This is a genomic window from uncultured Eubacterium sp., assembly GCF_934561735.1.
In the GTDB taxonomy this organism is placed as follows: domain Bacteria; phylum Bacillota; class Clostridia; order Oscillospirales; family Acutalibacteraceae; genus Eubacterium_R.
Map to the genome: position 1 here is coordinate 1 of NZ_CAKTGT010000007.1, position 25,123 is coordinate 25,123.

The window sequence follows — 25,123 nt, forward strand, 5'->3', positions numbered from 1 at the left end:
GCGAGAGTGGCGGAATCGGCAGACGCGCACGTTTGAGGGGCGTGTGGGGCGACTCGTACGGGTTCAAGTCCCGTCTCTCGCACCAAAAAATAGCAATTACCATTTGGTGATTGCTATTTTTTTATGCTGTGGATATTTTGTTTGCATTTTCAACAAAAGCATAAACAAATTATTAATAATTTTGTTTATAATTGACAATTCGCGTGACGCATTGTAAAATATATTGTAAGTTATCGGTTTGAGGAGAAACAGTGATGACTGCTTTAAAGCGCATCGGTAAGATGTGCTTTTGTTGTTTTAGGAGTTGTTATGAGTAAAAGAAAAAAGATATTCACTGTAGTTACGGCGGTGTTTACCGCTTTGGTTATATTAACCGTTGCAATAGTCGGCGGAATTTTCGGTTTGTTTAATAAAGGCAACAGCCTTAAATACAGTCCCGAGCAAAGCACTCAAACGGACAGTATGCTTTACGGCAAAAGAATTATTTTTTTAGGCAGTTCCGTAACATACGGTTACGGTGCTCTCGGTGATTCGTTTGTTGATTATCTTGAATACCAAGACGGCGTTATTCCGATAAAAGAGGCAAAGTCGGGCACCACCCTTGTTGATAACGGCAAAAACAGCTATATCTCCCGTATGAAAGCGATAGACACCGCAACTGCGGTAGATGCTTTTGTGTGCCAGCTTTCTACCAACGATGCTACAAAGAAAAAACCGCTCGGCAAAATTTCGGACAGCTACAGCCTTGATGATTTTGATACAAAAACCGTCATAGGTGCAGTTGAATATATTATTTGTTATGCAAAGTTCACATGGAATTGTCCTGTTATTTTTTATACCAATGTTAAATATGACAGCGATAATTACGCAAAAATGGTTGATGCTCTCAACGAGCTTAAATCAAAATGGAATATAGATGTTATAGATTTGTGGAATAACAAGTCTATGCAAAATGTTTCCGATAATGACAGAAAAACTTATATGATTGATGAAATTCATCCTACCAGAAGAGGGTACAGGGAATGGTGGACTCCGGTTATACGCCGCCAGCTTGAGAAATATATAAATTAAACTGTTGATAAAACTTCTAAAACATGCTAATAAATAATAATGCCTGTTTAATGCCGCAAACATTGAGTTTGCGGTATTTTTTATAGCACCCGCTCGCAAGAAAATGAAATTCAGAACCTTCCTAACAAACTATAATATGCCGAAAATACACTTTCTGTATAAATTCGAACATTTGTATTGCAATTTCGTTTTTTTGTGATATAATGTATTTAGCGTTAAATAATATTTCTGCGGAGGTGCATTTTATGGCAAAGCAAAAAACATATATCGCAATAGATTTAAAGTCATTTTATGCCTCTGTGGAGTGCGTTGAGCGAGGACTTGACCCGCTGAAAAACAATCTTGTTGTAGCGGATGAGGGAAGAACCGAAAAAACGATTTGCCTTGCCGTGTCGCCGTCGCTGAAGGCTCACGGTATTTCGGGCAGAGCAAGGCTTTTTGAAGTTATCGAGCGTGTAAAACAGGTTAACAATAACCGCAAGCTTAATATTAATTATGCCGATTTTAAAGGCGAATCGTACAATGCCGATGAACTCAAGGATGATTATTTTAAACTGTCGTATATCGTTGCTCCGCCGAGAATGAACCTTTACAAAAAGTACAGTAACAGGATTTTTGCCATATATTCAAATTTTGTGTCACCTGAGGATATTTTGGTTTATTCGATTGACGAGGTGTTTATAGACGCAACAAATTATCTTTATTCAAGAGGTGTTACGGCACATCAACTTGCTATGGATATGATAAAAGCCGTGCTTGCTGAAACAGGCATAACCGCAACCGCAGGCATCGGCACAAATATGTATCTTGCCAAGGTGGCAATGGATATAGTCGCAAAGCATATTGAGGCAGATAAGGACGGCGTGCGTATTGCCGAACTTGACGAAATGTCTTATCGCAAATTGTTGTGGGATTATCTCCCGATTACCGATTTTTGGCGTGTCGGCAGAGGTATCGGCAAAAGGCTTGAAAGCGTCGGCATTTACACTATGGGCGATATTGCAAAATGCTCGCTCGGGAGTGATTCGGAATTTTACAACGAGAATTTGCTGTATAAACTTTTCGGAATCAATGCCGAACTTCTAATAGACCATGCGTGGGGCTGGGAACCTTGCACCATAGATGATGTAAAATCATATAAGCCCGATACCAAAAGTATCAGCTCGGGTCAGGTGCTTACCCGTCCGTACAGTTTTGATGAAACCGCTGTTATCGTGCGTGAAATGGCAGAACTTTTGGCTCTCGATTTGGTGGATAAAAAGGTAAACACCAACCAAATTGTCCTCACTCTTAATTATGATACGGAAAATATAAAGAAAGGCTATAAGGGCGAAATCACCGTGGACGGCTACGGCAGAAAAATTCCCAAGCACGCTCACGGAACGGGCAATATCAATCGCCTTACTTCGTCATCAAAGCTTATTGTAAAAGCCGCTATGGATGTGTTTTACAGGATTGCCGACCGCAGTCTTTCCGTTCGCAAAGTTAGTATTTGCGCAAATCATATAACCGATGAAAATAAGACGGAATCCGACAATGTTCAACTTGATTTGTTTACCGATTATTCCAAAATCAAAGCCGAGGAGGACGCTCTCAAAAAAGAACGAAGCCTGCAAAATGCAATGCTCCGCATTCAAAAACGCTATGGCAAAAACGCAATTTTAAAGGGTACGAATTTGCAGGATTGTGCCACAACCGTAGAACGCAATAATCAGGTCGGAGGTCATAAGGCAGAATGAAATATGATGATATTATAGATTTGCCGCACCATATATCCACAAGGCGTGCACATCTTTCAATGGCTCAACGCTCCGCACAGTTTGCCTCCTTTGCCGCACTCAAAGGTTTTGAGGACGAAATTGCCGAAACCGCCAGAGTTACCGATAAAAAGATAATCCTTGATGAAAACGAGATAGAAATTTTAAACGAAGCCTTGCAGTATATATCCTACAATATCAATGAAATTTCGGAGGTGTCAATTACTTATTTTGTGCCCGACAAATTAAAATCGGGCGGTGCTTATGTTACAAAAAAAGGAACGGTGAAGAAAATTGACACTTTCAACAAATCCGTCACTGTTGACAATACCGAAATACCGGTAAACGATATTTTAAAAATAGAAATATAATTTTACATTCACCTTGCGATATGCTATTATGTTATGTATAAATTATCGTGAGGTGAGAAAATGAAAAAAATCGTTGTCGGCATACTTGCTCATGTTGACTCGGGCAAAACAACTTTGTCAGAGGCTATGCTTTATCTTTCGGGCACAATCTCAAAACTCGGCAGGGTAGACAGCAAAAATTCTTTTCTCGACACTTTTTCTCTTGAACGCTCACGAGGCATCACAATTTTTTCAAAGCAGGCACTTCTCAAATACAAGGATACGGATATAACGCTTATTGACACACCGGGGCATGTTGATTTTTCGGCAGAAACCGAACGAACTCTTCAGGTGCTTGATTATGCAATTTTAGTTATCAGTGCAACCGACGGCGTTCAAAGCCACACTCAAACTCTGTGGAAACTCCTTGCAAAGTACAATGTGCCGTGCTTTATTTTTGTTAATAAAACCGATTTGGACGGTGCAGACAGAGATGTTGCTCTCTGTCAACTTAAAACAAAACTCAGCGATAATTGTATTGACTTTAATCTGCCCGATGATGAGCTTAACGAAAATATCGCCTTATGTGACGAATCTTTGCTTGAAAAGTACGAAAACGGTACTCTTAACAAATTTGATGTTGCGTCTGCCGTTAAGAGCAGAAAAATCTTTCCGTGTATGTTCGGTTCCGCACTCAAACTTGACGGCGTGGATGCCTTTATGGATTTGCTGAACGATTATACCGAAATGCCTGCATACGGCACCGATTTTGGTGCAAAGGTGTATAAGATTTCCGAGGATAAGGGTCAACGCCTTACCATGATGAAAATCACGGGCGGCTCTCTTAAAGTAAAAGAGGTGCTCAAAAGCGAAAAAAATATTAACGCCGAAAAAGTAAATCAAATTCGTCTTTATTCGGGCGAAAAGTTTACTGCGGTTGACGAAGCACAGGCAGGTACTGTTTGTGCCGTTACCGGTATAACCTTTACAAATTCGGGTGACGGGCTCGGCACGGAAGACAATTCTTCAATGCCCGTTTTAACGCCTGTTTTGACCTATACCGTCAATGTTCCCGATGGTACGGACGCTCACACCGTGCTTTCAAATATGAAAATTTTGGAAAGTGAGGACCCTCAGCTCAAGGTTGAGTGGAATGAGCGTTATTCCGAAATTCATGTTAAATTGATGGGTGATATTCAGCTTGAGGTTTTGCAAACTCTTTTTGCCGATAGGTTCGGTATTGATATATCATTTGGCAAGGGCAGTATTATTTATAAAGAAACTATTGAAGAAGTCGTTGAGGGAGTCGGTCATTTTGAACCGCTACGCCATTATGCCGAGGTGCATTTGCTTCTTAAACCCGGAAAGCGTGGAAGCGGACTTGTTTTCAAAACAGAGTGCAAAGAGGATGTTCTCGATAAAAATTGGCAACGCTTAATTCTCACTCATTTGTATGAAAAAACACATGTCGGCGTTCTAACAGGTTCGCCGATAACCGATATGGAAATTATATTAAAATCGGGCAAGGCTCACCCAAAGCATACCGAAGGCGGCGATTTTCGGCAGGCAACTTATCGTGCCGTTCGCCAAGGATTGCACAGTGCAAAAAGCGTTTTGCTTGAGCCTTATTATGACTTTACTCTTGAAGTTCCCACCGAAAATGTCGGCAGGGCAATGTCGGATATTCAGTTTATGCACGGCACATTCAATCCTCCCGAAACCGATGGAGAAAACTCCGTGTTTACAGGCAGTGCTCCTGTTTCAACTATGTATGATTATGCCCGTGATGTGCGTATGTACACCCACGGTAAGGGAAAACTTGTTTGTGCACTTAAAGGCTATGAACCTTGTCATAACAGCGATGAGGTTATTGCCGAGTTTGGTTACGACCCGGACAGCGACACCGATAACACTTGTGATTCCGTATTTTGCTCCAAAGGTTCGGGATATACCGTAAAATGGGATGAAGTCAAAAGTCATATGCACCTGCCGAGCATTCTTTCAACGCCTAAAAGCGAGTACGCACAAACATTTTCAAAAAGCCGTGCTTCAAGTTATGCCGACAAAAAGGATTTGTTTGCACTTGATAAGGAACTTATGGAAATTTTTGAGCAGACCTACGGTCCGATTAAAAACAGAAATCCGAATAACAGCCATTTCAGTTTTACCGAAAAGGCAAAAACGCCTAATCCCAAAAAGCTCCCTAAGGTGCCTAAGTACGAAGGCCCCGAATATCTTTTGGTAGACGGCTACAATGTTATTTTTGCGTGGGACAACCTTAATAAACTTGCCGAAAGCAGTATTGACGGAGCAAGAAACGCCCTTATCAATATTCTTTGTAATTATCAGGGCTACAAAAAATGCGAGGTAATCGTTGTTTTTGATGCTTACAAGGTTAAGGGCAATCACCGTGAAATCGAAAAGGTGAACAATATCACCGTTGTTTATACCAAAGAAGCCGAAACCGCAGATATGTATATCGAAAAAGCTTCGCTTGATTTGGCTAAAAAGCATAAGGTTAGGGTTGTTACTTCGGACGCACTTGAACAGGTGATTATTCTCGGCAACGGTGCACTTCGTGTTTCTTCCCGAGAATTTCAGGCAGAGATTTCCGCTGCCGAGCAAACCATTCGGAATATAATCGAAAACAATCATTAAAACTAATGCGGCTCCTCTTGTATAAGAGGAGCCGTTTGTCTTTGTAGGGGCGGATATTATCCGCCCGCAGTACAAAACCCCGTGGAAAGATATTATCTTACCGTAGGCAAACACGGTTCGACCCTACAAATAATAATTTATACATTTGTATATTCTTACCTGTTGTTTTTTCCTTAATAATATGCTATATTATAATTAGCATATTCAAAGTATGTCTAAAAGAGTAGAGAGGATGTTTTTTAATGAAAAAAAGAAAAGCATTAAAAAAGGGACTTCATCTTTATGAGGGTAAGGAGCTCTCAAAGGATTTTCCTATTACATCGATTAATGCTTCTTCTGTAACCGTTTATCCTTTGAGCCAGCATATCGGTGCACCGGCTGAGCCGCTTGTTAAACCGGGCGACAGGGTCCTCAAGGGTCAAATGATTGCAAAAGCAGGCGGATTTGTTTCCGCACCTGTGCACAGTTCCGTGTCGGGTACGGTAAAATCAATCGAAAATCGCAGAGTTGTCAACGGCAGTTCGGTTAAGTCAATTGTTGTAGAAAATGACGGACTTGATGAGGAAGTTGAGGGAATGGGTGTTAAATCCGATCCTTATGAATTGTCACCGCAGGAACTTCTTCAAAAAATCAAGGATGCCGGTATTGTAGGTCTCGGCGGTGCAGGCTTCCCTACGGCGGTTAAGCTTTCACCTAAAAATGCCGATGAAATTGACACGCTTATTATCAACGGCTGTGAGTGCGAACCTTATCTCACCGTTGATTATCGCATTATGCTTGAAAAAGGCGAGCAGATTGTAAAAGCCGTTCGTCAGGTTCAGCGAATTTTGCCAAACGCAAAGGCTGTTTTCGGTATTGAAGATAATAAAAACGATTCTATCAAGGTTATCAAAGGCTTTATAAAGTCGGATGACAATATGGATATTTGCGAGCTTAAAACAAAGTATCCGCAGGGCGGCGAGCGTTCGCTTATTTATGCCGTAACAGGCAGAAAAATCAATTCAAAAATGCTTCCTGCCGATGCAAAATGCGTTGTTTTAAATTCGTCAACCTGTTTTGCGATTTACAATGCTCTTTATGAGAATATTCCGCTTATTTACAGATATATGACAGTAACGGGCGACGGCGTTAATCAGTGCAACAATTTCAAAGTTCCGCTCGGTTGCAGTCATCAGTATGTTGCAGAAAAGTGCGGCGGACTTAAAGACGATGTTGTCAAGATTATTTCGGGCGGTCCTATGACGGGCTTTGCCATGAGCAATCTTGATGTTCCCGTTCAAAAGACCTCTGCGTCAATTCTTGCGTTTACAGAGGACGATGTTGCCTCCGTTGAAGCTACAAATTGTATTCATTGCGGCAGATGTGTCAGCGTTTGCCCGTCAAATCTTGTTCCGCAAATGCTTGCAAAAACCGTTAAGCAAAACAATTATTCCGCTTTTGAAGATATGGGCGGTATGGAATGTGTTCAGTGCGGTTGCTGCTCGTATATTTGCCCTGCAAGAATTCCGCTTACCCATTTGTTTAATGTCGGCAAGGCGGAAGTAAGAAAAGAACTTAACAAGCAAAAAAGTCAGGAGGTTAACTAAATATGTATAATGTTTCGGTATCTCCGCATTTAAGAGCACAGGACAGTACCAAATCGATTATGGGCGATGTTGCAATCGCACTTTTGCCTATCCTCGCTTTCGGTATTTATCACTTCGGTCTTCCTGCATTTTTCGTAACCGTTCTTTGTGTTGTTTCAAGCGTATTGTTTGAACTTCTCTTTGAACTTATTACAAAACGACCGATTACAATTTTTGACAACAGTGCATTGGTAACGGGACTTATCCTTGCCGTCAATCTTCCTGCAAGCGTGCCGTGGTACATTCCGATTCTCGGCAGTGCATTTGCGATTATCATTGTAAAAATGCTTTTTGGCGGCTTGGGTCAAAACTTTATGAACCCGGCTCTCGGTGCAAGATGTTTTTTACTTATTTCATTTGCTTCAAAAATGAGCGATTATGCAATGTATAAGGTTTACGGTTCAACTTTTTCCGAACTTTTCAAGGGCGGCAAAATCAAGGATTGCCTTTATCTTTTGGCAGGCAAAACCGATACCGCACTTGACGCTGTGGCAGGTGCAACTCCTCTTGCACAGCTTGGTGACGGCAAAGAACTTGATTTGACATCACTTTTCCTCGGTATGCACGGCGGTTGCATCGGTGAGGTTTCGGCTCTTGCCATCTTAATCGGTGCGGCTTATCTCCTTATCAAAAAGGTTATTTCAATCCGTATTCCGGGCACATATATTCTTTCAACAGTTGCGTTTATCGCAATCATCCGCCTTATTCAGGGTGATACGGTAACCGTTAATTACCTTTTGGGCGAGGCTTTGTCGGGCGGACTTCTTGTCGGTGCGTTCTTTATGGCAACCGATTATGTTACAAGTCCGATAACCGCAAAGGGTCAAATCCTTTACGGCGTTGTTCTCGGTTTTGTAACCGCAATGTTCAGAGTTGTCGGTTCTTCCGCAGAGGGTGTTTCATATGCAATCATCATTTGCAACCTCCTCGTTCCTATGATTGAAAAAATAACTGTTTCAAAGCCTTTCGGCTCCGTTAAAGCGAAAGGAGATGCACAGTAATGGAAAATAAAAAGTCAAATTTGTTCAAAAACACATTGGTTTTAGTTATCATCACCTTAGTTGCCGTTGCGGCTTTGGCTGTTGTAAACCAAATTACCAAAGGTCCTATCGAACAGGCAGAAATTAACCAAAAGGCAGAGGCGTACAAGGTTGTTTATGCCGATGCAAACGAGTTCGGAGAAATTGACGGGCTCGATAAAATGATTAAAAAATCAACCAAACTTTTTGAAGATAACGGTTTATCCGGTTGTACGGTAACCGAGGCCCTTGCCGTTAAAAATTCAAGCGGTGACACAGAGGGTTATATCATTGCTTCAACTTCGCCAAACGGCTACGGCGGCGAGATTGATGTTGCAATCGGTATAAAGGACGGCAAACTTACAGGCTTTACCGTTATCAGCAACAGCGAAACAGCAGGTTTAGGTTCAAAATGTGCAGAACCTGATTTCCAAAATCAGTTCAAGGATAAAGCGGCAGAGGTTTTGTCTTACACAAAAACAGGTGCATCTTCCGATACGGAGATTGACGCTATTTCGGGTGCAACAATCACAACAAATGCAGTAACGGAAGCAGTAAATGCCGCAATCATTTTCTATCAGTCAAATTTCGGCGGCGGTGTTCAGGAAATGGCTAAGCCTGATTTGACGGAATTCTATCAAAAGGCTTATCCGGGTGCAACAGATTTTGCCGATGTTGAAAATGCAGACAAACTTGTTGCCGATTTCACTGCAAACCTTGAATCAAAATACGGTCTTGCAAACTGTACCGTAGAAGAGGTTAAGGCTGTAAACGGCGGTGAGGGTTATGTAATCAGCACAACCGCAATCGGCTTTGCAAAAACAGCACCGATTCAAATCGCAATCGGTATCAAGGATGATAAACTTACGGGCTTTGCCGTTGTTAATCAAATGGAAACTCCGGGTTACGGAGCCGCTTGTGCCGAAGATGAGTTTACAAGTCAGTTCGCAGGCAAAAAAGTCGGTGTGCTCACCGCAAAAGCAGGCGGCACGGCTGATGATGAAATTGATGCTATTTCGGGTGCAACCTTTACTACAAACGGTGTTACAAATGCCGTAAATACCGCTGTATTGTTCTATATGGATACATTCGGCGACGGTGCACCGGAAGTCAGCTTTGAATCCAGCGGTGCGGATGCAGCTTCGGGTGCAACCGTTCAGGCACAGTAAGGGAAGGGGGAGATTTTTTTGAAAGGTATTTTAGAAAGACTTTATAACGGTATCATCAAGGAAAATCCTACCTTTGTGCTTATGCTCGGTATGTGTCCTACCTTGGCGGTAACCACAAGTGCTCTCAACGGTCTTGGTATGGGCGTTGCCACCATGGCGGTACTCGTTATGTCAAATATGATTATTTCTCTTTTGCGTAAGGTGATTCCAAACGGCGTCAGAGTACCTGTTTATATCATCATTATCGCTTCGTTTGTAACAATTGTCGAAATGCTTATGCACGCATTTGTTACTCCGCTTTACAACAGCTTGGGTATCTTTATCCCTCTTATCGTTGTAAACTGCATTATTTTCGGCAGAGCGGAATCGTATGCTTCAAAAAATAATGTTTTGCTTTCAATCTTTGACGGTGTCGGTATCGGTATCGGCTTTACAATCGGTCTTACGATTATCGGTATTATCAGAGAAATTCTCGGCAACGGTACGGTTTTCGGACTTCGTGTTTTGCCTGAAAGCTACGAGCCTATTTCAATCTTTATTCTTGCTCCGGGTGCATTCCTTGTGCTTTCACTTCTTTGCGCACTTATGAACAAGCTCGGCGTAAGCAAAAAAGATAAGAAAAAGACAGGTTGCACAGGTAATTGTGCAGAATGTCCGTCGGCAGAAAAGGAGGGCAAGTAAATGGCAGGAAAGTTGTTTTTGGTACTGATTACAACAGCACTTATCAACAATGTTGTTCTCAGTCAGTTCTTGGGTATTTGCCCGTTCCTCGGTGTTTCAAAATCCATCAAAACAGCCGCAGGCATGGGCGGAGCGGTAGTTTTTGTTATCACTCTTTCGTCGCTTGTTTCAAGCGTTCTTTACAAATATGTTATTGTAAAACTTAATTTAGAGTATTTAAAAACAATTATATTCATCGTTGTAATTGCATTTTTGGTTCAGCTTGTTGAGACTTTCCTCAAAAAGGTTGTTCCGTCGCTTTATAAGAGCCTCGGTGTTTATCTTCCGCTTATCACAACAAACTGTTCGGTTTTGGGCACTGCTCTCACAAATGTTCAGCAGTCAAACGATGTAATTACAAGCGTTGTTACCGGTTTCGGTACTGCCGTAGGCTTTACAATAGCTATTGTAATTATGGCAAGCGTTCGTGAAAAAACAGAAAACAATGATTTCTTGGGATGCTTCAAGGGCACACCGGCGGTTCTTATGACTGCGTGCCTTATGTCAATCGCATTCTACGGCTTCAATGCTTTTGCATAAGCAGAAAGGAGCTTTATGGATTTTAAGGAGATTTTAATTGCCGTCGGCGTTGTGTGCCTCATCAGTTTGATAGTAGGTGTTGCCCTCGGCATTGCAGAGAAAGTTTTTCATGTAGAAGTAGATGAAAAAGAAGAAAAGGTAAGAGAAGTACTTCCAGGCAGTAACTGCGGCGGATGCGGCTACGCAGGTTGTGACGCTCTTGCCCAGGCTATCGCTTCGGGCAAAGCACCTGTTTCGTCTTGCCCTGTAGGCGGCAAACCGGTTGCCGAAAAAATCGCAAAAATTATGGGCGAGGAACTTGGCGAGATGACTCGTAAGGTTGCATATGTAAAATGTGACGGCAACAGCGATAAGCGAACCGTTGATTATAATTACATCGGTATAGACAGCTGTACAGCGGCTTCAATTATGCCGGGTTCAAGCCCATATGCTTGCAAATACGGTTGCCTCGGTTTCGGCTCTTGTGCAAGAGTTTGTCCAGAGGGTGCAATTCGTATTATCGATAAAAAAGCAGTCGTTGACGAAAATTTGTGTATTGCCTGCGGCAAATGCGTAAAAATTTGCCCTCATCAGCTTATTGAACTTGTGCCGGCAGAGTCACATTATCGTGTTCAGTGCTTTTCACATGTAAAGGGCAAGGATGTAAGAGATGCCTGCACAGCAGGTTGTATTGCCTGCGGTATTTGTCAAAAGGTTTGTGAGGCAGGGGCTATCACTGTTGTTGATAATATCGCAAAGATTGATTACGAAAAATGTACTTCTTGCGGTAAATGTGCCGAAAAGTGTCCGAGAAAGATTATTAAGAAATATTGATGTCAAAATATTTTGATAATTTCTTAACAAACATATTGACAATTTGTTGTCAATGATTTAAAATGATGTTAACATTTTGGTTATGCAATAATAAAAAGGAGAGGATTACTATGACTAAAATGAAAAAAATACTTGCAGTCGGTCTTGCAGGTTTGATGGCAGTTGGATTTGCAGCTTGCTCAAGCTCAAACGACTCAGGTAAAAACGAAGACACAAGCAAAGACGCTGTCGCAACAGCAAAAACAGGTTACGCTATTTCAAGCGAAATCAAAGAGGACGAATACAATAAATCCGAAACAGCACTTGAAATCGATTCTGTATGTGCAGCTGTTCTTGTTGACGCAGACGGTAAAATTATTGATGTAAAGATTGACGAAGCTCAGACAAAGCCGGACCTCAAAAAGGATAACGGTGATGTTTCTGACCTCAGAACAAAGCTCGAGAAGAAGGAAGACTACGGTATGAAGTCAACTTCCCCAATCGGCAAGGAATGGTACGAGCAGGTTGAGGCTTTTGAAGCTTGGGCTAAAGGTAAGACAGCAGAAGAAGTTAAAGCAGGTATCGGCGAAGACGGTTATGCTTCAGACGCAGACCTCAAGGCAGGTTGCACAATTTATGCAAACGGCTTTGCAACAGTAACAGCACAAGCTGTTGAAAATGCAACAGACTGCGGTGCAAAGGCTACAGATACTCTTAAGCTCGGTATGACAACTTCAAAGTATTACGAAAGCAACGAAACAAACCTTCAGTACGATACAGATTATGCAATCGTAACTGTTGATGCAGACGGTAAGGTAACATCTTGCATTATTGATGCTTCACAGGCTAAGTGCACAATCGCTGACGGTAAGTTTACGGTAGAAAAGGGCGCATTTAAGTCAAAGAAGGAACTCGGCGACGATTATGCAATGAAGTCAGCTTCTCCAATCGGTAAGGAATGGTATGAACAGGCTGCTGCATATGAGCAATGGTGCATCGGCAAAACAGCTGATGAAATCAAGGGTTGCTACGGCGAAAATATGAGTGCATCCGATGCAGACCTTAAGGCAGGCTGCACAATCACAATCAGTGCTATTGCAGATAATACAGCAAAGGCAATCAACAGCTGATTAATTTAATAAACCTAATTGCAAAGGCTCCTCTTGTTCTTGTATCAAGAGGAGCTGTCGTCATTTATGACGATTGTGGGAAAAATAGGCGAACGCAGTTCGCCCCTACGGGGGAAACCCTCTTTAGGCTAACGCAGTTCGCCCCTACGGGGGTTTTGAATTCCGCTTTTATTTATTTGTATATTATTCCTGTTGAATTAAAATACCCAATCTGTTATAATTATATTTATGAAAAAAATACTGTCATTGTTTTTGGCGTTAACTGTTGCATTTGCTTTTGCATCTTGCACCAACAATGCCAAATCAAAAGAAAAATATAAAGCGTCATTTCTTGATTTGTTCGATACCGCTTCAACAGTTATTGCTTATGATAACAGTCAGGAGGAATTCGACCGTAAGTATCAACAGTTTTATGACGAACTCAAAACATATGATGAACTGTTTGATATTTATAATCATTATGACGGCATTACAAATCTGTATGATGTCAACAAAACCGCTGCCGATTCACCTGTTAAGGTAGATAAAAAAATTATCGGTATGCTCCTTTACGGCAAAGAAATATATAACACTACCGAGGGTAAAATGAACATCTGTATGGGCTCTGTCCTTACTCTGTGGCATAATGAGAGGGAATACGGCATTGCCAATCCGGATGATGCAAAACTTCCCGATATGTCAAAGCTTAAAGAGGCAGCCAAACATACTGATATTGATAATCTTGTTATCGATACAAACAATAATACCGTATATTTCAAAGACCCCGATATGAAACTTGATGTCGGTGCAATCGCAAAGGGATATGCCGTTGAGCAAATTACAGAATGGGCAAAGGCTAATTTGTGGACAAGTGCCGCTATTTCAATCGGAGGCAATGTTTCAACTTTCGGTTACAAAAATGACGACGGCAAAACAAAGTGGACTATCGGTATAGAAAATCCCGATACTTCGGCAGATGATTATTTGCTTAAACTTAATATTACCGATGAATGTATAGTTACAAGCGGTGATTATCAGCGGTATTATACGGTAGACGGCAAAAAATATTGCCACATAATTAATCCCGAAACGCTTATGCCGAGCGAGTATATGGCAAGCGTGTCGGTTATTTGCAAGGATTCGTCGTTCGGTGACGCAATGTCAACGGCACTTTTCAATATGACGATTGCCGATGGCAAAAAACTTGTTGACAGCCTCGACGGTATAGAAGCCGTGTGGGTTGATAAAAAGTTTAATAAAACCTTTTCAAACGGGTTTAATCAGTATATAGACAACGAAACGGAGTAGATAAAATGAAACAGAAGGCTCATTACAATCCAAAATCAACAAAACAAATTATTTCATTAATCATTATGCTTGTTATCAGCGTTGCCGTTGTTTTCGGCTCAATCGCAATTAAAAATGCCGTTGACAAAAAGAACAACGAGAGCGTGGATGTCGGCTTTACAATCGCAAAGACAATTCCTGCCGCAGTTCAGGAAAACGAGCTCGGCGTAACAGGAGTTGAAAGAGCGTTTGACAGTCAAAACAATGTTGTTGCATATGTTATCAAAGGTACAACAACAGGCTACAATGCCGAAGTTCCTATTGAAATGGCAACAACCGTAACAGCGGACGGTAAGGTTGTTTGCGGTATTGATATTATCAAGCAGGAAGAAACCGAATATCTCGGTGTTCGCATCGCAACAGATGATTTTAAAAATCAATTCACCGATAAAAAACTTCCGGTATCTTCTTCAAATTCTATCGAAAAAGGCTCCAAGATAGATGTTATCGCCAAAAGCACAATTTCTTCACAGGCTGTTATTGACGGTGTTGACAATGCCGCAGAGTATGTAAAAACATTTTTGGTTGAATAATGAAAAAGGCTGATTTGATTATTGTTGCCGTTGTGCTTGCCGTTGCAAGCGTGCTTTGCTTTTACCTTTATTATGTCAACGGTGACAGCGGAAAATATGTTGAGGTTGAAAAAGACGGCAAAATTGTTGACACCCTAAGTCTTGATGAAGATTTTGAAAAGCAATATAATTTTGACGGCGAAACCAATACTCTTGTTATCAAGGACGGTAAGGCAAGCGTTACCGAGGCAAATTGCCCCGACGGCATTTGTGTAAATCATAAATCCGTAAACAGGTCGGGCGAGTCAATTATATGCCTGCCGCATAAATTTGTCGTTACCGTTACAGATGAAAAATCGGCAGATGACGAAATTGATGCCGTGGCATAGTCGGAGCTTTGTATGAAAAATAATAAAGTAAAAAATATTGCCTTTTACGGTATGTTGACAGCACTTGCTTTGGTTTTCAGCTATCTTGAATCGTTCATTCCTGTAAATGCGCTTATACCTATTCCCGGCGTTAAGCTCGGTTTTGCAAATATAGTTGTTGTGTTTGCATTGTATATGATGAAGCCTGTTGATGCGATTATCATCGGCATACTTCGTGTGCTTTTGTCGGGTCTGCTGTTTGGCAATCCGATGACTATTGCATACAGCCTTGTGGGTTGTTTTTTGAGTTGGCTTGTGATGACATTAACAAAAAACACCAAATTGTCGGTTGTCGGCGTGAGTATGCTCGGCGGAATAATGCACAATATAGGACAGTTGATTGTTGCCGTTGTGCTTACGAGTACGGTCAGAATTGCGTACTATCTGCCTGTTCTCCTTGTGGCCGGTATGGTTACCGGGCTTGTTATGGGCTTTGCTTCAAAATTGGTTATTGACCGAATTAATAAAATCAAAAAATAAAATGAATTTCGTAGGGGACGGGCTTGCCCGTCCCGTTTTGCATATTTACCGATTGTCGTTCATATTATTGTTTGAGGGATAATTATGAATGAATATGAAAATAAAAAAGACCATTCTTTTACGGTCAAAAACAGAGAGTGTGCCACTCTTGACGGTGTAACGGATGTTGATGCGTTCAATGAAGAAGAAATACAGGCAAAAACCGATTACGGTGCACTCACGATAAAAGGCGAAAAATTGCATATTGAGGAACTTGATTTGTCTTGCGGAACATTAAAAGTCAACGGTAAAATCACAGCCTTGATTTACATCAATGACGGTTCAAAGAAAAGCACATTCAGGCGGTTGTTTTCCTGATGATGTTACTTTCGTTTGCCGCACTCGGTGCTGTGTGCTCATTTGTTTATTCGGCGGTTACATTTTTGGAAAAACTTATTTCATTACGGATTGTGTCATTCGTTCTTGATGCTGTTATGATGCTTTCTTTTGCCGTGGCGTTCTTTTGCTTCGTTATCGGCTTTGGCGAAAACGGTTTTAGATTCTATCATTTTTTTATCGCCGCACTCGGATTTTTTGCTTATCAAGTGACGGTGCACAGGCTTTTTCGCAATCTTGAAAATAAAATAGCGAACAAATTATCGATAAAACGAAAATCTTTTACAAAAAGGTTAAAAAAGTTTTAAAAAACTATTGCAATTTATTACCCGATTATAATATAATATATAAGTAAGATTTGGGTAGGAGGAGTTCGCTGTGAAAGCAAAGAGTAATAAAATTAAAAGTAAGAAAAATGTAATTCTCGGTTTTGTTATTGCTGTTATTGTGGCGACTGTAGGATATTGCTCTTTTTGCCTTATTTCAAATGCGGCTGATATTAGCCGACTTAAAACCGAATCTCAGGAACTTAACACAAAGTATGAGCAACAGATTGATGAAAACAAAAAAGTCAAGTCAATCCTCAATTCGGATAATAAAGATGAATATATCGAGCAAAAGGCTCGTGAAAAAGGATATGTAAAAGACGGAGAGGTTGTTTATTACGACATCTCATCAAGTAAATAAAATCAATGCAAGGTGGTAGATGTTACGCCACCTTGTTTTTATGTGTAGCAAAAGGTGTAAAAATATGATGATGAAAATGGTTGCTACCTGCCTCCTCGGAATTGAGGGATTGGTAGCGGATGACTTAAAATCTATGGACGCACAAAATGTATGTGCTCAAAACGGCAGGGTGTTTTTTGACGGCGACGAAACCATCCTTGCCCGTGCAAATATTTGGTCAAGGTATGCCGAGCGTATTCTTATCGTTGTTGATAAGTTTACCGCGGTAACATTTGAAGAGTTGTTTCAAGCCGTTAAGGCTTTGCCGTGGAGCGAATTTATCGGTTCTGCCGATGAGTTTCCCGTAAAAGGCTTTTCGATTAATTCCACGCTTCATTCCGTTCCCGATTGTCAAAAGATAATTAAAAAGGCAATAGTTGAATCTTTAAAAGAAGATTATCATATTAATTGGTTTGAAGAAAGCGGACCCATCCATCAAATTCAGTTTTCAATTATGAAGGATGAAGTTACAATTATGCTCGACACATCGGGCAGGGGACTTCACAAAAGAGGCTATCGCCCTGTCGGCAATGACGCTCCTATCAGAGAAACTCTTGCCGCCGCAATGTGCCGACTCTCTCAGCTTCGCCACTATCACACAATGTATGACCCGTGCTGCGGAAGCGGAACGATTCTTATTGAGGGTGCAATGCTTGCAAATAATATCGCACCGGGTATTAATCGCAACTTTGATGTTGACCGTTGGGGCTTTGTTCCCGAATCTGTTTGGATGAGCGAGCGAGAACGCTGTCACGATTTGATTAAAACCGATACCGATTTTGTCGCTTTCGGTTCTGATATTGACCCGCACGCAATTGAACTTACCGAAAAGAATGCGAAAAATATTAAGGTGGACAAGTTTATTCGTGCTTCCGTTTGTGATGTGGCAAAGTTTAATCCGACAACCGAAAAGGGCACACTTATCACAAATCCTCCTTACGGCGAAAGAATGCTTGATATTCGCACTGCCGAAAAGCTGTATCGTGTTATGGGCGAAAAGTTTGTTCGCAGGCACGGTTGGAGTTACGGCATCATCTCTCCTGATGAGGAATTTGAAAAGTGCTTTGGCAGAAAAGCCGATAAACGCCGTAAACTGTATAACGGTATGATTAAGTGCCAATACTATATGTTTTTTAAATAATAATTATTTCGACTTCTCTTGCTATCAAGGGAAGTCATTTTGTTTGGTCGTGTGACGATTTTCGCCTGCTTTTTATTTATGCTTGAAGTATAATATGTTCTAAACATCGTATATTTTTTAAATAATTTATGAACCCTATTGACATTTTTGAAAAAATTGCTAAAATATATATTAGCACTCAAAGATAAAGAGTGCTAATACATAAAAGGAAATTTTTAATGAGGTGATATATTATGACTATTAAGCCACTTGCAGACAGAGTTCTGCTCAAACAAGTAAAGGCTGAGGAAACAACTGCATCGGGTCTTATTCTTGCCGCTTCCGCACAGGAAAAGCCGGAGGTTAGCGAGGTTGTTGCAGTAGGTCCGGGCACAGAAAAAAATCCTATGACCGTTAAAGTCGGCGACAAGGTTATTATCAGTAAGTATTCGGGAACACAGGTAAAGGTTGACGGTGAGGAATACACCATTACCGATATTAAAGAAGTTCTCGCAGTAGTAGAATAATTCAGGAGGGATTAAGCTATGGCAAAAGATATAATTTATGGCGAAGAGGCCCGCAAGGCTCTTCAGGCAGGTATTGACAAACTTGCAAACACAGTAAAGATTACACTCGGCCCTAAGGGCAGAAATGTAGTTCTTGATAAAAAATACGGTTCACCGCTCATCACAAACGACGGCGTTACAATCGCAAAAGAAATCGAACTTGAAAACCCGTTTGAAAATATGGGCGCACAGCTCGTAAAGGAAGTTTCATCAAAGACAAATGATGATGCAGGTGACGGCACAACAACAGCAACGCTTCTTGCTCAGGCTCTTGTCAGAGAGGGTATGAAGAATGTTGCCGCAGGTGCAAACCCAATGACCGTTAAAAACGGTATCAAGGGTGCTGTTGATGCAGTTGTTGATTCTGTAAAGGCTCAAAGCCGTGCAGTAAAGGACAATGCCGACATCGCAAGAGTTGCAACGGTTTCGGCTGCCGATGAATATGTAGGCTCTCTTATCGCCGAAGCTATGGAAAAGGTAACTGCCGACGGCGTTATCACAATCGAGGAGTCAAAAACAGCCGAAACAACTTGCGAGGTTGTAGACGGTATGCAATTTGACCGTGGCTATATTTCACCTTATATGGTAACGGATACCGATAAGATGGAAGCTGTAATCGATGACGCAATGCTCCTTATCACAGACAAGAAAATTTCAACAGTTCAGGATATTCTTCCTCTTCTTGAGAGTGTTCTCAAAGCAGGCAAAAAACTTGTTATCGTTGCGGAAGATGTTGAGGGCGAGGCTCTTCAAACAATCCTTCTTAACAAACTTCGTGGCACATTCACTTGCGTATGTGTAAAAGCTCCGGGCTTTGGCGACAGAAGAAAGGATATGCTTCAGGATATCGCAATCCTTACAGGCGGTCAGGTAATCACTTCCGACCTCGGTCTTGAACTTAAGGATACAACTATGGCTATGCTCGGTCAGGCTCGTCAGGTTAAGGTTACAAAGGAAAATACTATTATCGTTGACGGTGCCGGCAACAGCGACGACATCAAGGCAAGAACTTCTCAAATCAAAACGGCTATTGAAAATTCAACTTCTGATTTTGACAGAGAAAAACTTCAGGAAAGACTTGCAAAGATGGCAGGCGGTGTAGCAGTTATTAAGGTTGGTGCCGCTACCGAAACAGAAATGAAAGAAAAGAAGCTCCGTATCGAGGACGCTCTCGCGGCTACAAAGGCAGCAGTTGAAGAGGGTATTGTACCGGGTGGCGGTGTTGCTCTTATCAACGCTATTCCTGCCGCACAGGCGCTTCTTGATACAGACGATGCAGATTACAAGACAGGCGTAAACATTGTTCTTAAGGCTCTTGAAGAACCTGTTCGTCAAATCGCCGCAAACGCAGGTGAGGAAGGTTCCGTAATCGTTGATAAGATTAAGAACAGCCCTGCCGGCACAGGTTGCAACTTTGCAACAGGCGAATATGTTGATATGATTGAAAACGGTATCGTAGACCCTGCAAAGGTTACCCGTTCCGCACTTCAAAATGCCGCTTCCGTTGCCTCAATGGTTCTCACAACAGAATCACTTGTAACGGATATCAAAGACCCTCAGGCAGATGCGGCACAGGCAGCAGCTATGGCAGCAGCATCACAGGGCGGTATGTATTAATTAAATTAACCAAATTTACTCCATATGTTTTCAGACTCTCTTGGGTTCGCCCAAGGGAGTTTTTTTGTTGACGAATTGTTAAAATAATGGTATAGTTAAAGAGTATAAAATCAATTATGGTGGTATATTGCTATGAATATGAAACTTGATAAAAACTGGACAACCGACAACAACGGCTTTGCCATTAATGATGAAGAAGTACAGAGATATATTTCCGTTGTGCCTACTCCGAGTCAGGTAAGACTTCAGGACAAGCCTTTTTATGGCTTTTTCCATTTTGGTATGAACACGGCTAATGACAGAGAGTGGGGTTGCGGAAGCGAAGTCGCTTCGAATTTCGATATTACAAAAATTAAGCCGGAACAATGGGTAAAAACCGTTAAGGCGGCAGGTATGACAGGCGTTATCCTCACCTGCAAGCACCATGACGGCTTCTGTCTTTGGAATACCGGTACAACCGATTTTAATGTTATGAACAGCCCTATGGGCAAGGACATTGTAAAAGCTGTGTCGGATGAATGCCACAAGCAGGGTATTGAATTCGGTGTCTATCTTTCACCGTGGGATATGCACGAGCCGACTTACGGCACAGAGCAGTACAACGATTATTTTATTCGTCAGCTTACCGAACTTTGCGGTAATTACGGCGAACTTTTCGAGGTTTGGTTTGACGGTGCAAAGGGTGCAAACGCAAAAGCCTTTACATACGATTGGCAAAGATATTACAAACTTATCCGCACAATGCAACCCAATGCAAATATTGCTATCTGCGGTGAGGATATTCGCTGGGTAGGTAACGAAGCCGGTAAGGCAAGAAAAAATGAATATTCCGTTGTTCCGGCTTCTCTCAAACAATGCGAAGCTATTGAAAAGAACAGCCAAAATGCAGAGGGTGATGCCGCAAGACTTCAAAAGGTAGATACTATGGATGAGGATTTGGGCTCAAGAAAAATTCTCAAGAGCAATGCGTTTCTTTCTTGGTATCCTGCCGAGGTTGATGTTTCAATCCGTAAGGGTTGGTTCTATCATAAAAAGGATGACAAAACCGTTAAAAGTGCAAGACGACTTTTCAATATTTATCTCAAATCTGTCGGTAACAACTGTACCCTTCTTCTTAATGTTCCGCCAACGGATAAGGGTGTTATCTGTTCAAAGGATGTAAGAGCACTTAAAGCTCTCGGTGAAAAAATCAACGGTATTACAGAAAATCCTGTTTTGGAGCAGAAAATCGGCGAACTCAAACAAGATCAAGGCTATCTTGAATTTAACTTTGATTCCGCAAAGAAGCTTAAATATTTTGTAATCAGCGAAGATTTGACCTGTTCGCAGAGAATAGAAAAATTCGACCTTTATCTTAAAAAGCCTAACGGCGGTTACAAGCGTGCTTATCAGGGCACTATCGTCGGTGCAAAGAAAATCGTTAAGCTTAACAAAAAGGCAACCGGTGCAGTTCTTGTTATCCGTCAAAGCCGTTCAACTCCGCACATCAAGCAAATCGGATTCTATGAATAAAACATTCGTTATCGACGGCTCTCTTATGTAAAGGGAGCCGTTTGCACTTTGTGCGGAAAAAATAATATTTTGTAGGTTATCAAAGGAGTTATATCAATGCAACTTCAACAAATAATTAACGAAAGCAATAATATAGTCTTTTTCGGCGGTGCAGGTGTGTCTACCGAAAGCGGTATACCCGATTTTCGTTCCGTAGACGGTTTGTACAATCAAAAATATGATTATCCGCCCGAGGAAATTTTGAGCCATACTTTCTTTAATGCTCACACCGAATACTTTTATGATTTTTACAGAGATAAAATGCTTGCACTTGATGCTGAGCCGAATGCCGCTCATTTAAAACTTGCCGAACTTGAAAAAGCAGGTAAGTTATCGGCTGTTGTAACACAGAATATCGACGGACTTCATCAAAAGGCAGGCAGTAAAAATGTGTTTGAACTTCATGGAAGCGTGCACAGAAATTACTGTACAAGCTGTCATAAGTTTTATAATGCCGAATATATTAAAAGCAGTAAGGGTGTTCCGAAATGCAATTGCGGTGGAATTATTAAACCCGATGTTGTGCTTTATGAGGAAGGTCTTGACGATAATACCGTAAGCGGAGCAATTAATGCTATAAAAAATGCGGATTGCCTGATTGTTGCCGGTACTTCTCTAAATGTTTATCCCGCTGCAGGATTTATCAGATATTTTTGCGGCAAATATTTTGTTCTCATCAATCGTGACCCTACTCCTGCCGATTCAATGGCTGATTTGGTTATTCACGACAAGGTTGGCAAGGTTTTATCTGCAATCAATGTTTAACCGACCTTATAGAACCGTAGGGGAAGATATTATCTTCCCGCAGCGAATATCGTTCGCTTCTATAAATTGCTTTTATATTTTGGTTATACATCAAAATTATCTTTTGTTTTCTCATTTTTTTACATAAAATATTCAACTTGTATAAATTTTTTACTTTTTATTTTATTTTCTTGTATTTATTTACAAGATGTGTTATCATAATGGAAGTATTTGTAAAGGAGTAAATTTATATGGCTGAAAAAACACAGCTTTCCGGTAAAGTTAAAGGCTTGCTTGATCAAGTTAAATATTACTGGAAAAAGCCTGCAAAGGGCAGATATATGTCCTTTAAGGAAATTGCCTCATACGCCTTCGGCGGTATAGGTGCTTATTTAATCGTTTGTATGAGCTACCCTTGTATTTTGGGTGCTACAAACGTATTCTTGTCCGGTACAATCGGTATCGGTCTTACCGATATGTACATTATGTACGTTATCGCAATTTTGTCGGGTATTCCGCTTACGGGTCTTCGTGCCAATATCGTAGATAATACCCGTAACAAAGCAGGTAAGTATCGACCTTATCTGTTAAGAATGGGTATCCCTTGCTCAATTATATTTGTAGCAATGGTATGGTTCCCGTATGACAAACTTCACCTTGTTGTCGGTGACGGTCAAGTGTTTGGTAAGAGCAGTGAATATATCGCAAAGTGTGCGGTTATTCTTGCATTTAACATTGCACTTCAATTCTTCTACAACTTCTTCTATGATGCTTATGAAAACCTTATTCATGTACTTTCTCCAAACTCACAGGAACGTGCCGATGTAGCATCAATTAAGAGTGTAATTTATTCGTTCGGTCCAACCGTATATAACCTTATCATTCCTCTTATTGCTGCAATGCTTAAGACAAACCAAACAGATATTAAGGTTTACAGAATTGCTTTCCCTGTTATCGGTGTTATCGGTACACTTCTTGTATTTATTGTTTACGCAAACACTCAGGAAAAGATTATTCAGGCTAAAACTCACGTTATTCAGATTAAATTTACAGACGCACTTCGTGAAGTTGCAAAGAACAAGTATTTCTGGATTATTTCGCTTGCTACATGGATCGGCTTCCTTGAAACAGCGTATTCCAACATTCTTTATTGGCTTTGTAACTACGGCGGTGCCTGCTCGCAGGGTACATATGCAATCATAACCGCCGTCTACGGCAACGCCTCCCTTTGGGGTATGCTCCTTGCTCCGCTTTGTATCAGAAAATGGGGTAAGAAAAAGGTTCAGATTGTTACAAACCTTTTCAACATTATGTTCATTCTTTGTATGTATCCGTTCTTCCACAGTTCTGCCGGTTCGGACGGTAACATAAGAAACTATGTAATTTGGGCAGTTCTTGCATGTCTTTACCTCAACGGTATTGTCGGTGCGTTTGCTCATATTCTTAACCCATCAATTCAAGCCGATATTCGTGACTATCAGCAGTACAAGACAGGTGAGCGTATCGACGGTATGTTCGCAGCAGTTGCCGCTATCGGCAGTGTTATTACTCTTATTACTGCCGGTGTTCTTCCTGCACTTCAGGAAAAATACGGTATGACCGCTGTTATGGCACAAAAAGTTACAGGTGATTCCGGACTTATGTCAAGAATTCTTCCGGGTTCACAGCAAACAATCGGTCAAATGCTTTCAGACCAACTTGCAAGCGGTCAAAACAATTTCACAAACCCATCATCGGCTCTTTATAATGTAGACGGTATTTTGTTGCCGCTTCTTCGTGTTTTGGTTCTTGTTGCCGCTGTAGGTGCAACACTCAATGTTATTCCGTTCTTCTTCTACGATTTAACAGAAAAGAAGCAAAAGTCATATGTTCGTGTTCTTAAGGTTCGTGCCGTATTCGAGGACTATGGCAACAACGCTATGAAGGATAAGGATATTGTTGAAATGATTGACCTTGTTAACAACGCCAAGGAAATGGCAGTTGCAACACCAAAGGTTGTTGATAAGTCATCATATAAGGGCATATCCGACAAGGCAGAGCGTAAAGCAGCTAAAAAAGCATACAGAGAAGCTCTTGAATTTAACGAAGAAATTGAAGTTTCAAAGTTCGTTGTAGATGAGCTTAACAAATTTAATTCCGAACTCGGCAAGCATAAGCTTGAAGCTTACAATAAGATTTATGAAGCAGGTCTTGACGGTATCAAAAATACTTCTCTTGAAGAAGCAAAGTCACAGCTTGCACAGGCAAAGGCTATGCCAAAGAACACCGAAGAAGAAAAAGAAATCAGAAAGTTCTATATCGAACTTGCAAAAACTCAAATTTCGGCTGTTAAGGCTTATAACAAGTACTTCGGTTCTGTTAATGAATTCAAGGAACTCGGCTTTGAAACTATTGAACAGTATTTCAATAAGGAAGACGAGCTTGACGAAAAGATTGAAGAACTTGCAAAACTCAGCCATATTGCAAGAAAAGATAAGGATTCTGCAGAAGTTTCAAGACTTAAAGCAGAAATTAAAAAGTATTCCGAAGAGCGTAAGGAAGTTCGCAAACTTTCAAAGGCAGAAATGGATAAGCACGCACAGTTCAACCGTGCCGCAAAGCCGTATGTTGATGCTAAAAAGTGCTTGACTCAGCAGGAAAACTTCTCTCACTTTGACGAAATCGCTGCTCAGTATGATATCGCTAAGGAAAATGTAGCAATTGCAGAAAAGGCAGAAGCTGAAGAAGAAGCAAAGCGTCTTGAAGAAGAAAAGGCAGAACTTGAACGCCGCAAGGCAGAAAAGGCTGCTAAGAAAGCCGCTAAAAAGAATAAATAATTTATTATTAATGCAAAAAAGAGGTAGACCT

At 41.1% G+C, this 25,123-nt stretch carries 24 protein-coding genes and 1 tRNA gene; all 25 read left to right on the forward strand.

Features of this window, described 5'->3' with window-relative positions; all coding sequences use genetic code 11:
* The 25 genes from Q0E08_RS06555 (at position 1) to Q0E08_RS06675 (ending at position 25,092) form a co-directional block, all read left to right on the forward strand.
* Positions 1–85, forward strand: a tRNA-Leu gene (locus Q0E08_RS06555).
* Between the two features lie 224 nt (positions 86–309).
* Complete coding sequence (locus Q0E08_RS06560) at positions 310–1,071, forward strand: SGNH/GDSL hydrolase family protein (protein ID WP_294778192.1); 762 nt, start codon at positions 310–312, stop codon at positions 1,069–1,071.
* A gap of 245 nt (positions 1,072–1,316) precedes the next feature.
* Positions 1,317–2,810: a DNA methylase gene (locus tag Q0E08_RS06565; RefSeq protein ID WP_294778194.1), complete on the forward strand. Its 1,494-nt coding sequence runs from the start codon at positions 1,317–1,319 to the stop codon at positions 2,808–2,810.
* Entirely contained in the window at positions 2,807–3,199 is a 393-nt protein-coding gene (locus Q0E08_RS06570) for a hypothetical protein (protein WP_294778195.1), read from the forward strand. Before Q0E08_RS06565 ends, Q0E08_RS06570 begins: the two co-directional genes overlap by 4 nt.
* Before the next feature lie 60 nt (positions 3,200–3,259).
* Complete coding sequence (locus Q0E08_RS06575; protein ID WP_294778196.1) at positions 3,260–5,836, forward strand: translation factor GTPase family protein; 2,577 nt, start codon at positions 3,260–3,262, stop codon at positions 5,834–5,836.
* 242 nt (positions 5,837–6,078) lie between these two features.
* Positions 6,079–7,422, forward strand: a complete 1,344-nt coding sequence (gene rsxC, locus Q0E08_RS06580; RefSeq protein ID WP_294778198.1) for an electron transport complex subunit RsxC — start codon at positions 6,079–6,081, stop codon at positions 7,420–7,422.
* Positions 7,423–7,424: 2 nt separating this feature from the next.
* Positions 7,425–8,462, forward strand: coding sequence for an RnfABCDGE type electron transport complex subunit D (locus Q0E08_RS06585; RefSeq protein ID WP_294778200.1), 1,038 nt, complete (start codon positions 7,425–7,427; stop codon positions 8,460–8,462).
* Positions 8,462–9,649 (forward strand): RnfABCDGE type electron transport complex subunit G, encoded by a 1,188-nt coding sequence (locus Q0E08_RS06590; RefSeq protein ID WP_294778203.1) that lies wholly within the window; start codon positions 8,462–8,464, stop codon positions 9,647–9,649. Before Q0E08_RS06585 ends, Q0E08_RS06590 begins: the two co-directional genes overlap by 1 nt.
* An 18-nt stretch (positions 9,650–9,667) precedes the next feature.
* Positions 9,668–10,330, forward strand: a complete 663-nt coding sequence (rsxE, locus tag Q0E08_RS06595) for an electron transport complex subunit RsxE (RefSeq protein ID WP_294778205.1) — start codon at positions 9,668–9,670, stop codon at positions 10,328–10,330.
* Positions 10,331–10,909, forward strand: a complete 579-nt coding sequence (locus Q0E08_RS06600; RefSeq protein ID WP_177665344.1) for an electron transport complex protein RnfA — start codon at positions 10,331–10,333, stop codon at positions 10,907–10,909.
* A 15-nt stretch (positions 10,910–10,924) separates the two neighbouring features.
* Entirely contained in the window at positions 10,925–11,722 is a 798-nt protein-coding gene (locus Q0E08_RS06605; RefSeq protein ID WP_177665342.1) for an RnfABCDGE type electron transport complex subunit B, read from the forward strand.
* 110 nt (positions 11,723–11,832) lie between these two features.
* Complete coding sequence (locus Q0E08_RS06610) at positions 11,833–12,831, forward strand: hypothetical protein (protein WP_294778209.1); 999 nt, start codon at positions 11,833–11,835, stop codon at positions 12,829–12,831.
* A gap of 228 nt (positions 12,832–13,059) precedes the next feature.
* Positions 13,060–14,118 (forward strand): FAD:protein FMN transferase, encoded by a 1,059-nt coding sequence (locus tag Q0E08_RS06615; protein ID WP_294778211.1) that lies wholly within the window; start codon positions 13,060–13,062, stop codon positions 14,116–14,118.
* A 5-nt stretch (positions 14,119–14,123) separates the two neighbouring features.
* The gene (locus Q0E08_RS06620) at positions 14,124–14,690 is read left to right on the forward strand and encodes an FMN-binding protein (RefSeq protein ID WP_294778213.1); all 567 of its coding nucleotides are present in this window, start codon (positions 14,124–14,126) and stop codon (positions 14,688–14,690) included.
* Complete coding sequence (locus tag Q0E08_RS06625; protein ID WP_294778216.1) at positions 14,690–15,058, forward strand: NusG domain II-containing protein; 369 nt, start codon at positions 14,690–14,692, stop codon at positions 15,056–15,058. Before Q0E08_RS06620 ends, Q0E08_RS06625 begins: the two co-directional genes overlap by 1 nt.
* Positions 15,059–15,070: 12 nt before the next feature.
* Positions 15,071–15,577, forward strand: coding sequence for a Gx transporter family protein (locus Q0E08_RS06630; RefSeq protein ID WP_294778218.1), 507 nt, complete (start codon positions 15,071–15,073; stop codon positions 15,575–15,577).
* A gap of 84 nt (positions 15,578–15,661) precedes the next feature.
* Positions 15,662–15,934 (forward strand): YabP/YqfC family sporulation protein, encoded by a 273-nt coding sequence (locus Q0E08_RS06635; RefSeq protein WP_294778220.1) that lies wholly within the window; start codon positions 15,662–15,664, stop codon positions 15,932–15,934.
* On the forward strand, positions 15,934–16,260 hold the full coding sequence (gene yabQ, locus Q0E08_RS06640) for a spore cortex biosynthesis protein YabQ (RefSeq protein ID WP_294778222.1): 327 nt from the start codon (positions 15,934–15,936) through the stop codon (positions 16,258–16,260). Before Q0E08_RS06635 ends, yabQ begins: the two co-directional genes overlap by 1 nt.
* Positions 16,261–16,330: 70 nt before the next feature.
* Complete coding sequence (locus Q0E08_RS06645; RefSeq protein ID WP_294778224.1) at positions 16,331–16,639, forward strand: septum formation initiator family protein; 309 nt, start codon at positions 16,331–16,333, stop codon at positions 16,637–16,639.
* Between the two features lie 64 nt (positions 16,640–16,703).
* Positions 16,704–17,819, forward strand: coding sequence for a class I SAM-dependent RNA methyltransferase (locus Q0E08_RS06650; protein ID WP_294778226.1), 1,116 nt, complete (start codon positions 16,704–16,706; stop codon positions 17,817–17,819).
* Between the two features lie 233 nt (positions 17,820–18,052).
* Complete coding sequence (gene groES, locus Q0E08_RS06655; protein WP_294778228.1) at positions 18,053–18,325, forward strand: co-chaperone GroES; 273 nt, start codon at positions 18,053–18,055, stop codon at positions 18,323–18,325.
* A gap of 18 nt (positions 18,326–18,343) precedes the next feature.
* Complete coding sequence (gene groL, locus Q0E08_RS06660; RefSeq protein WP_294778230.1) at positions 18,344–19,981, forward strand: chaperonin GroEL; 1,638 nt, start codon at positions 18,344–18,346, stop codon at positions 19,979–19,981.
* A gap of 132 nt (positions 19,982–20,113) precedes the next feature.
* Positions 20,114–21,493, forward strand: a complete 1,380-nt coding sequence (locus Q0E08_RS06665; protein ID WP_294778232.1) for an alpha-L-fucosidase — start codon at positions 20,114–20,116, stop codon at positions 21,491–21,493.
* A gap of 96 nt (positions 21,494–21,589) precedes the next feature.
* Positions 21,590–22,297 (forward strand): NAD-dependent protein deacylase, encoded by a 708-nt coding sequence (locus Q0E08_RS06670; protein ID WP_294778234.1) that lies wholly within the window; start codon positions 21,590–21,592, stop codon positions 22,295–22,297.
* A gap of 230 nt (positions 22,298–22,527) precedes the next feature.
* Positions 22,528–25,092: an MFS transporter gene (locus Q0E08_RS06675; protein ID WP_294778236.1), complete on the forward strand. Its 2,565-nt coding sequence runs from the start codon at positions 22,528–22,530 to the stop codon at positions 25,090–25,092.
* Positions 25,093–25,123: the final 31 nt, after the last annotated feature.

Coding starts and splice junctions, on each gene's coding strand:
- Q0E08_RS06560 (WP_294778192.1), top strand. CDS start 310: ATGAGTAAAAGAAAAAAGATATTCACTGTAGTTACGGCGGTGTTTACC.
- Q0E08_RS06565 (WP_294778194.1), top strand. CDS start 1,317: ATGGCAAAGCAAAAAACATATATCGCAATAGATTTAAAGTCATTTTAT.
- Q0E08_RS06570 (WP_294778195.1), top strand. CDS start 2,807: ATGAAATATGATGATATTATAGATTTGCCGCACCATATATCCACAAGG.
- Q0E08_RS06575 (WP_294778196.1), top strand. CDS start 3,260: ATGAAAAAAATCGTTGTCGGCATACTTGCTCATGTTGACTCGGGCAAA.
- rsxC (WP_294778198.1), top strand. CDS start 6,079: ATGAAAAAAAGAAAAGCATTAAAAAAGGGACTTCATCTTTATGAGGGT.
- Q0E08_RS06585 (WP_294778200.1), top strand. CDS start 7,425: ATGTATAATGTTTCGGTATCTCCGCATTTAAGAGCACAGGACAGTACC.
- Q0E08_RS06590 (WP_294778203.1), top strand. CDS start 8,462: ATGGAAAATAAAAAGTCAAATTTGTTCAAAAACACATTGGTTTTAGTT.
- Q0E08_RS06600 (WP_177665344.1), top strand. CDS start 10,331: ATGGCAGGAAAGTTGTTTTTGGTACTGATTACAACAGCACTTATCAAC.
- Q0E08_RS06605 (WP_177665342.1), top strand. CDS start 10,925: ATGGATTTTAAGGAGATTTTAATTGCCGTCGGCGTTGTGTGCCTCATC.
- Q0E08_RS06610 (WP_294778209.1), top strand. CDS start 11,833: ATGACTAAAATGAAAAAAATACTTGCAGTCGGTCTTGCAGGTTTGATG.
- Q0E08_RS06615 (WP_294778211.1), top strand. CDS start 13,060: ATGAAAAAAATACTGTCATTGTTTTTGGCGTTAACTGTTGCATTTGCT.
- Q0E08_RS06620 (WP_294778213.1), top strand. CDS start 14,124: ATGAAACAGAAGGCTCATTACAATCCAAAATCAACAAAACAAATTATT.
- Q0E08_RS06625 (WP_294778216.1), top strand. CDS start 14,690: ATGAAAAAGGCTGATTTGATTATTGTTGCCGTTGTGCTTGCCGTTGCA.
- Q0E08_RS06630 (WP_294778218.1), top strand. CDS start 15,071: ATGAAAAATAATAAAGTAAAAAATATTGCCTTTTACGGTATGTTGACA.
- Q0E08_RS06635 (WP_294778220.1), top strand. CDS start 15,662: ATGAATGAATATGAAAATAAAAAAGACCATTCTTTTACGGTCAAAAAC.
- yabQ (WP_294778222.1), top strand. CDS start 15,934: ATGATGTTACTTTCGTTTGCCGCACTCGGTGCTGTGTGCTCATTTGTT.
- Q0E08_RS06650 (WP_294778226.1), top strand. CDS start 16,704: ATGATGATGAAAATGGTTGCTACCTGCCTCCTCGGAATTGAGGGATTG.
- groES (WP_294778228.1), top strand. CDS start 18,053: ATGACTATTAAGCCACTTGCAGACAGAGTTCTGCTCAAACAAGTAAAG.
- groL (WP_294778230.1), top strand. CDS start 18,344: ATGGCAAAAGATATAATTTATGGCGAAGAGGCCCGCAAGGCTCTTCAG.
- Q0E08_RS06665 (WP_294778232.1), top strand. CDS start 20,114: ATGAATATGAAACTTGATAAAAACTGGACAACCGACAACAACGGCTTT.
- Q0E08_RS06670 (WP_294778234.1), top strand. CDS start 21,590: ATGCAACTTCAACAAATAATTAACGAAAGCAATAATATAGTCTTTTTC.
- Q0E08_RS06675 (WP_294778236.1), top strand. CDS start 22,528: ATGGCTGAAAAAACACAGCTTTCCGGTAAAGTTAAAGGCTTGCTTGAT.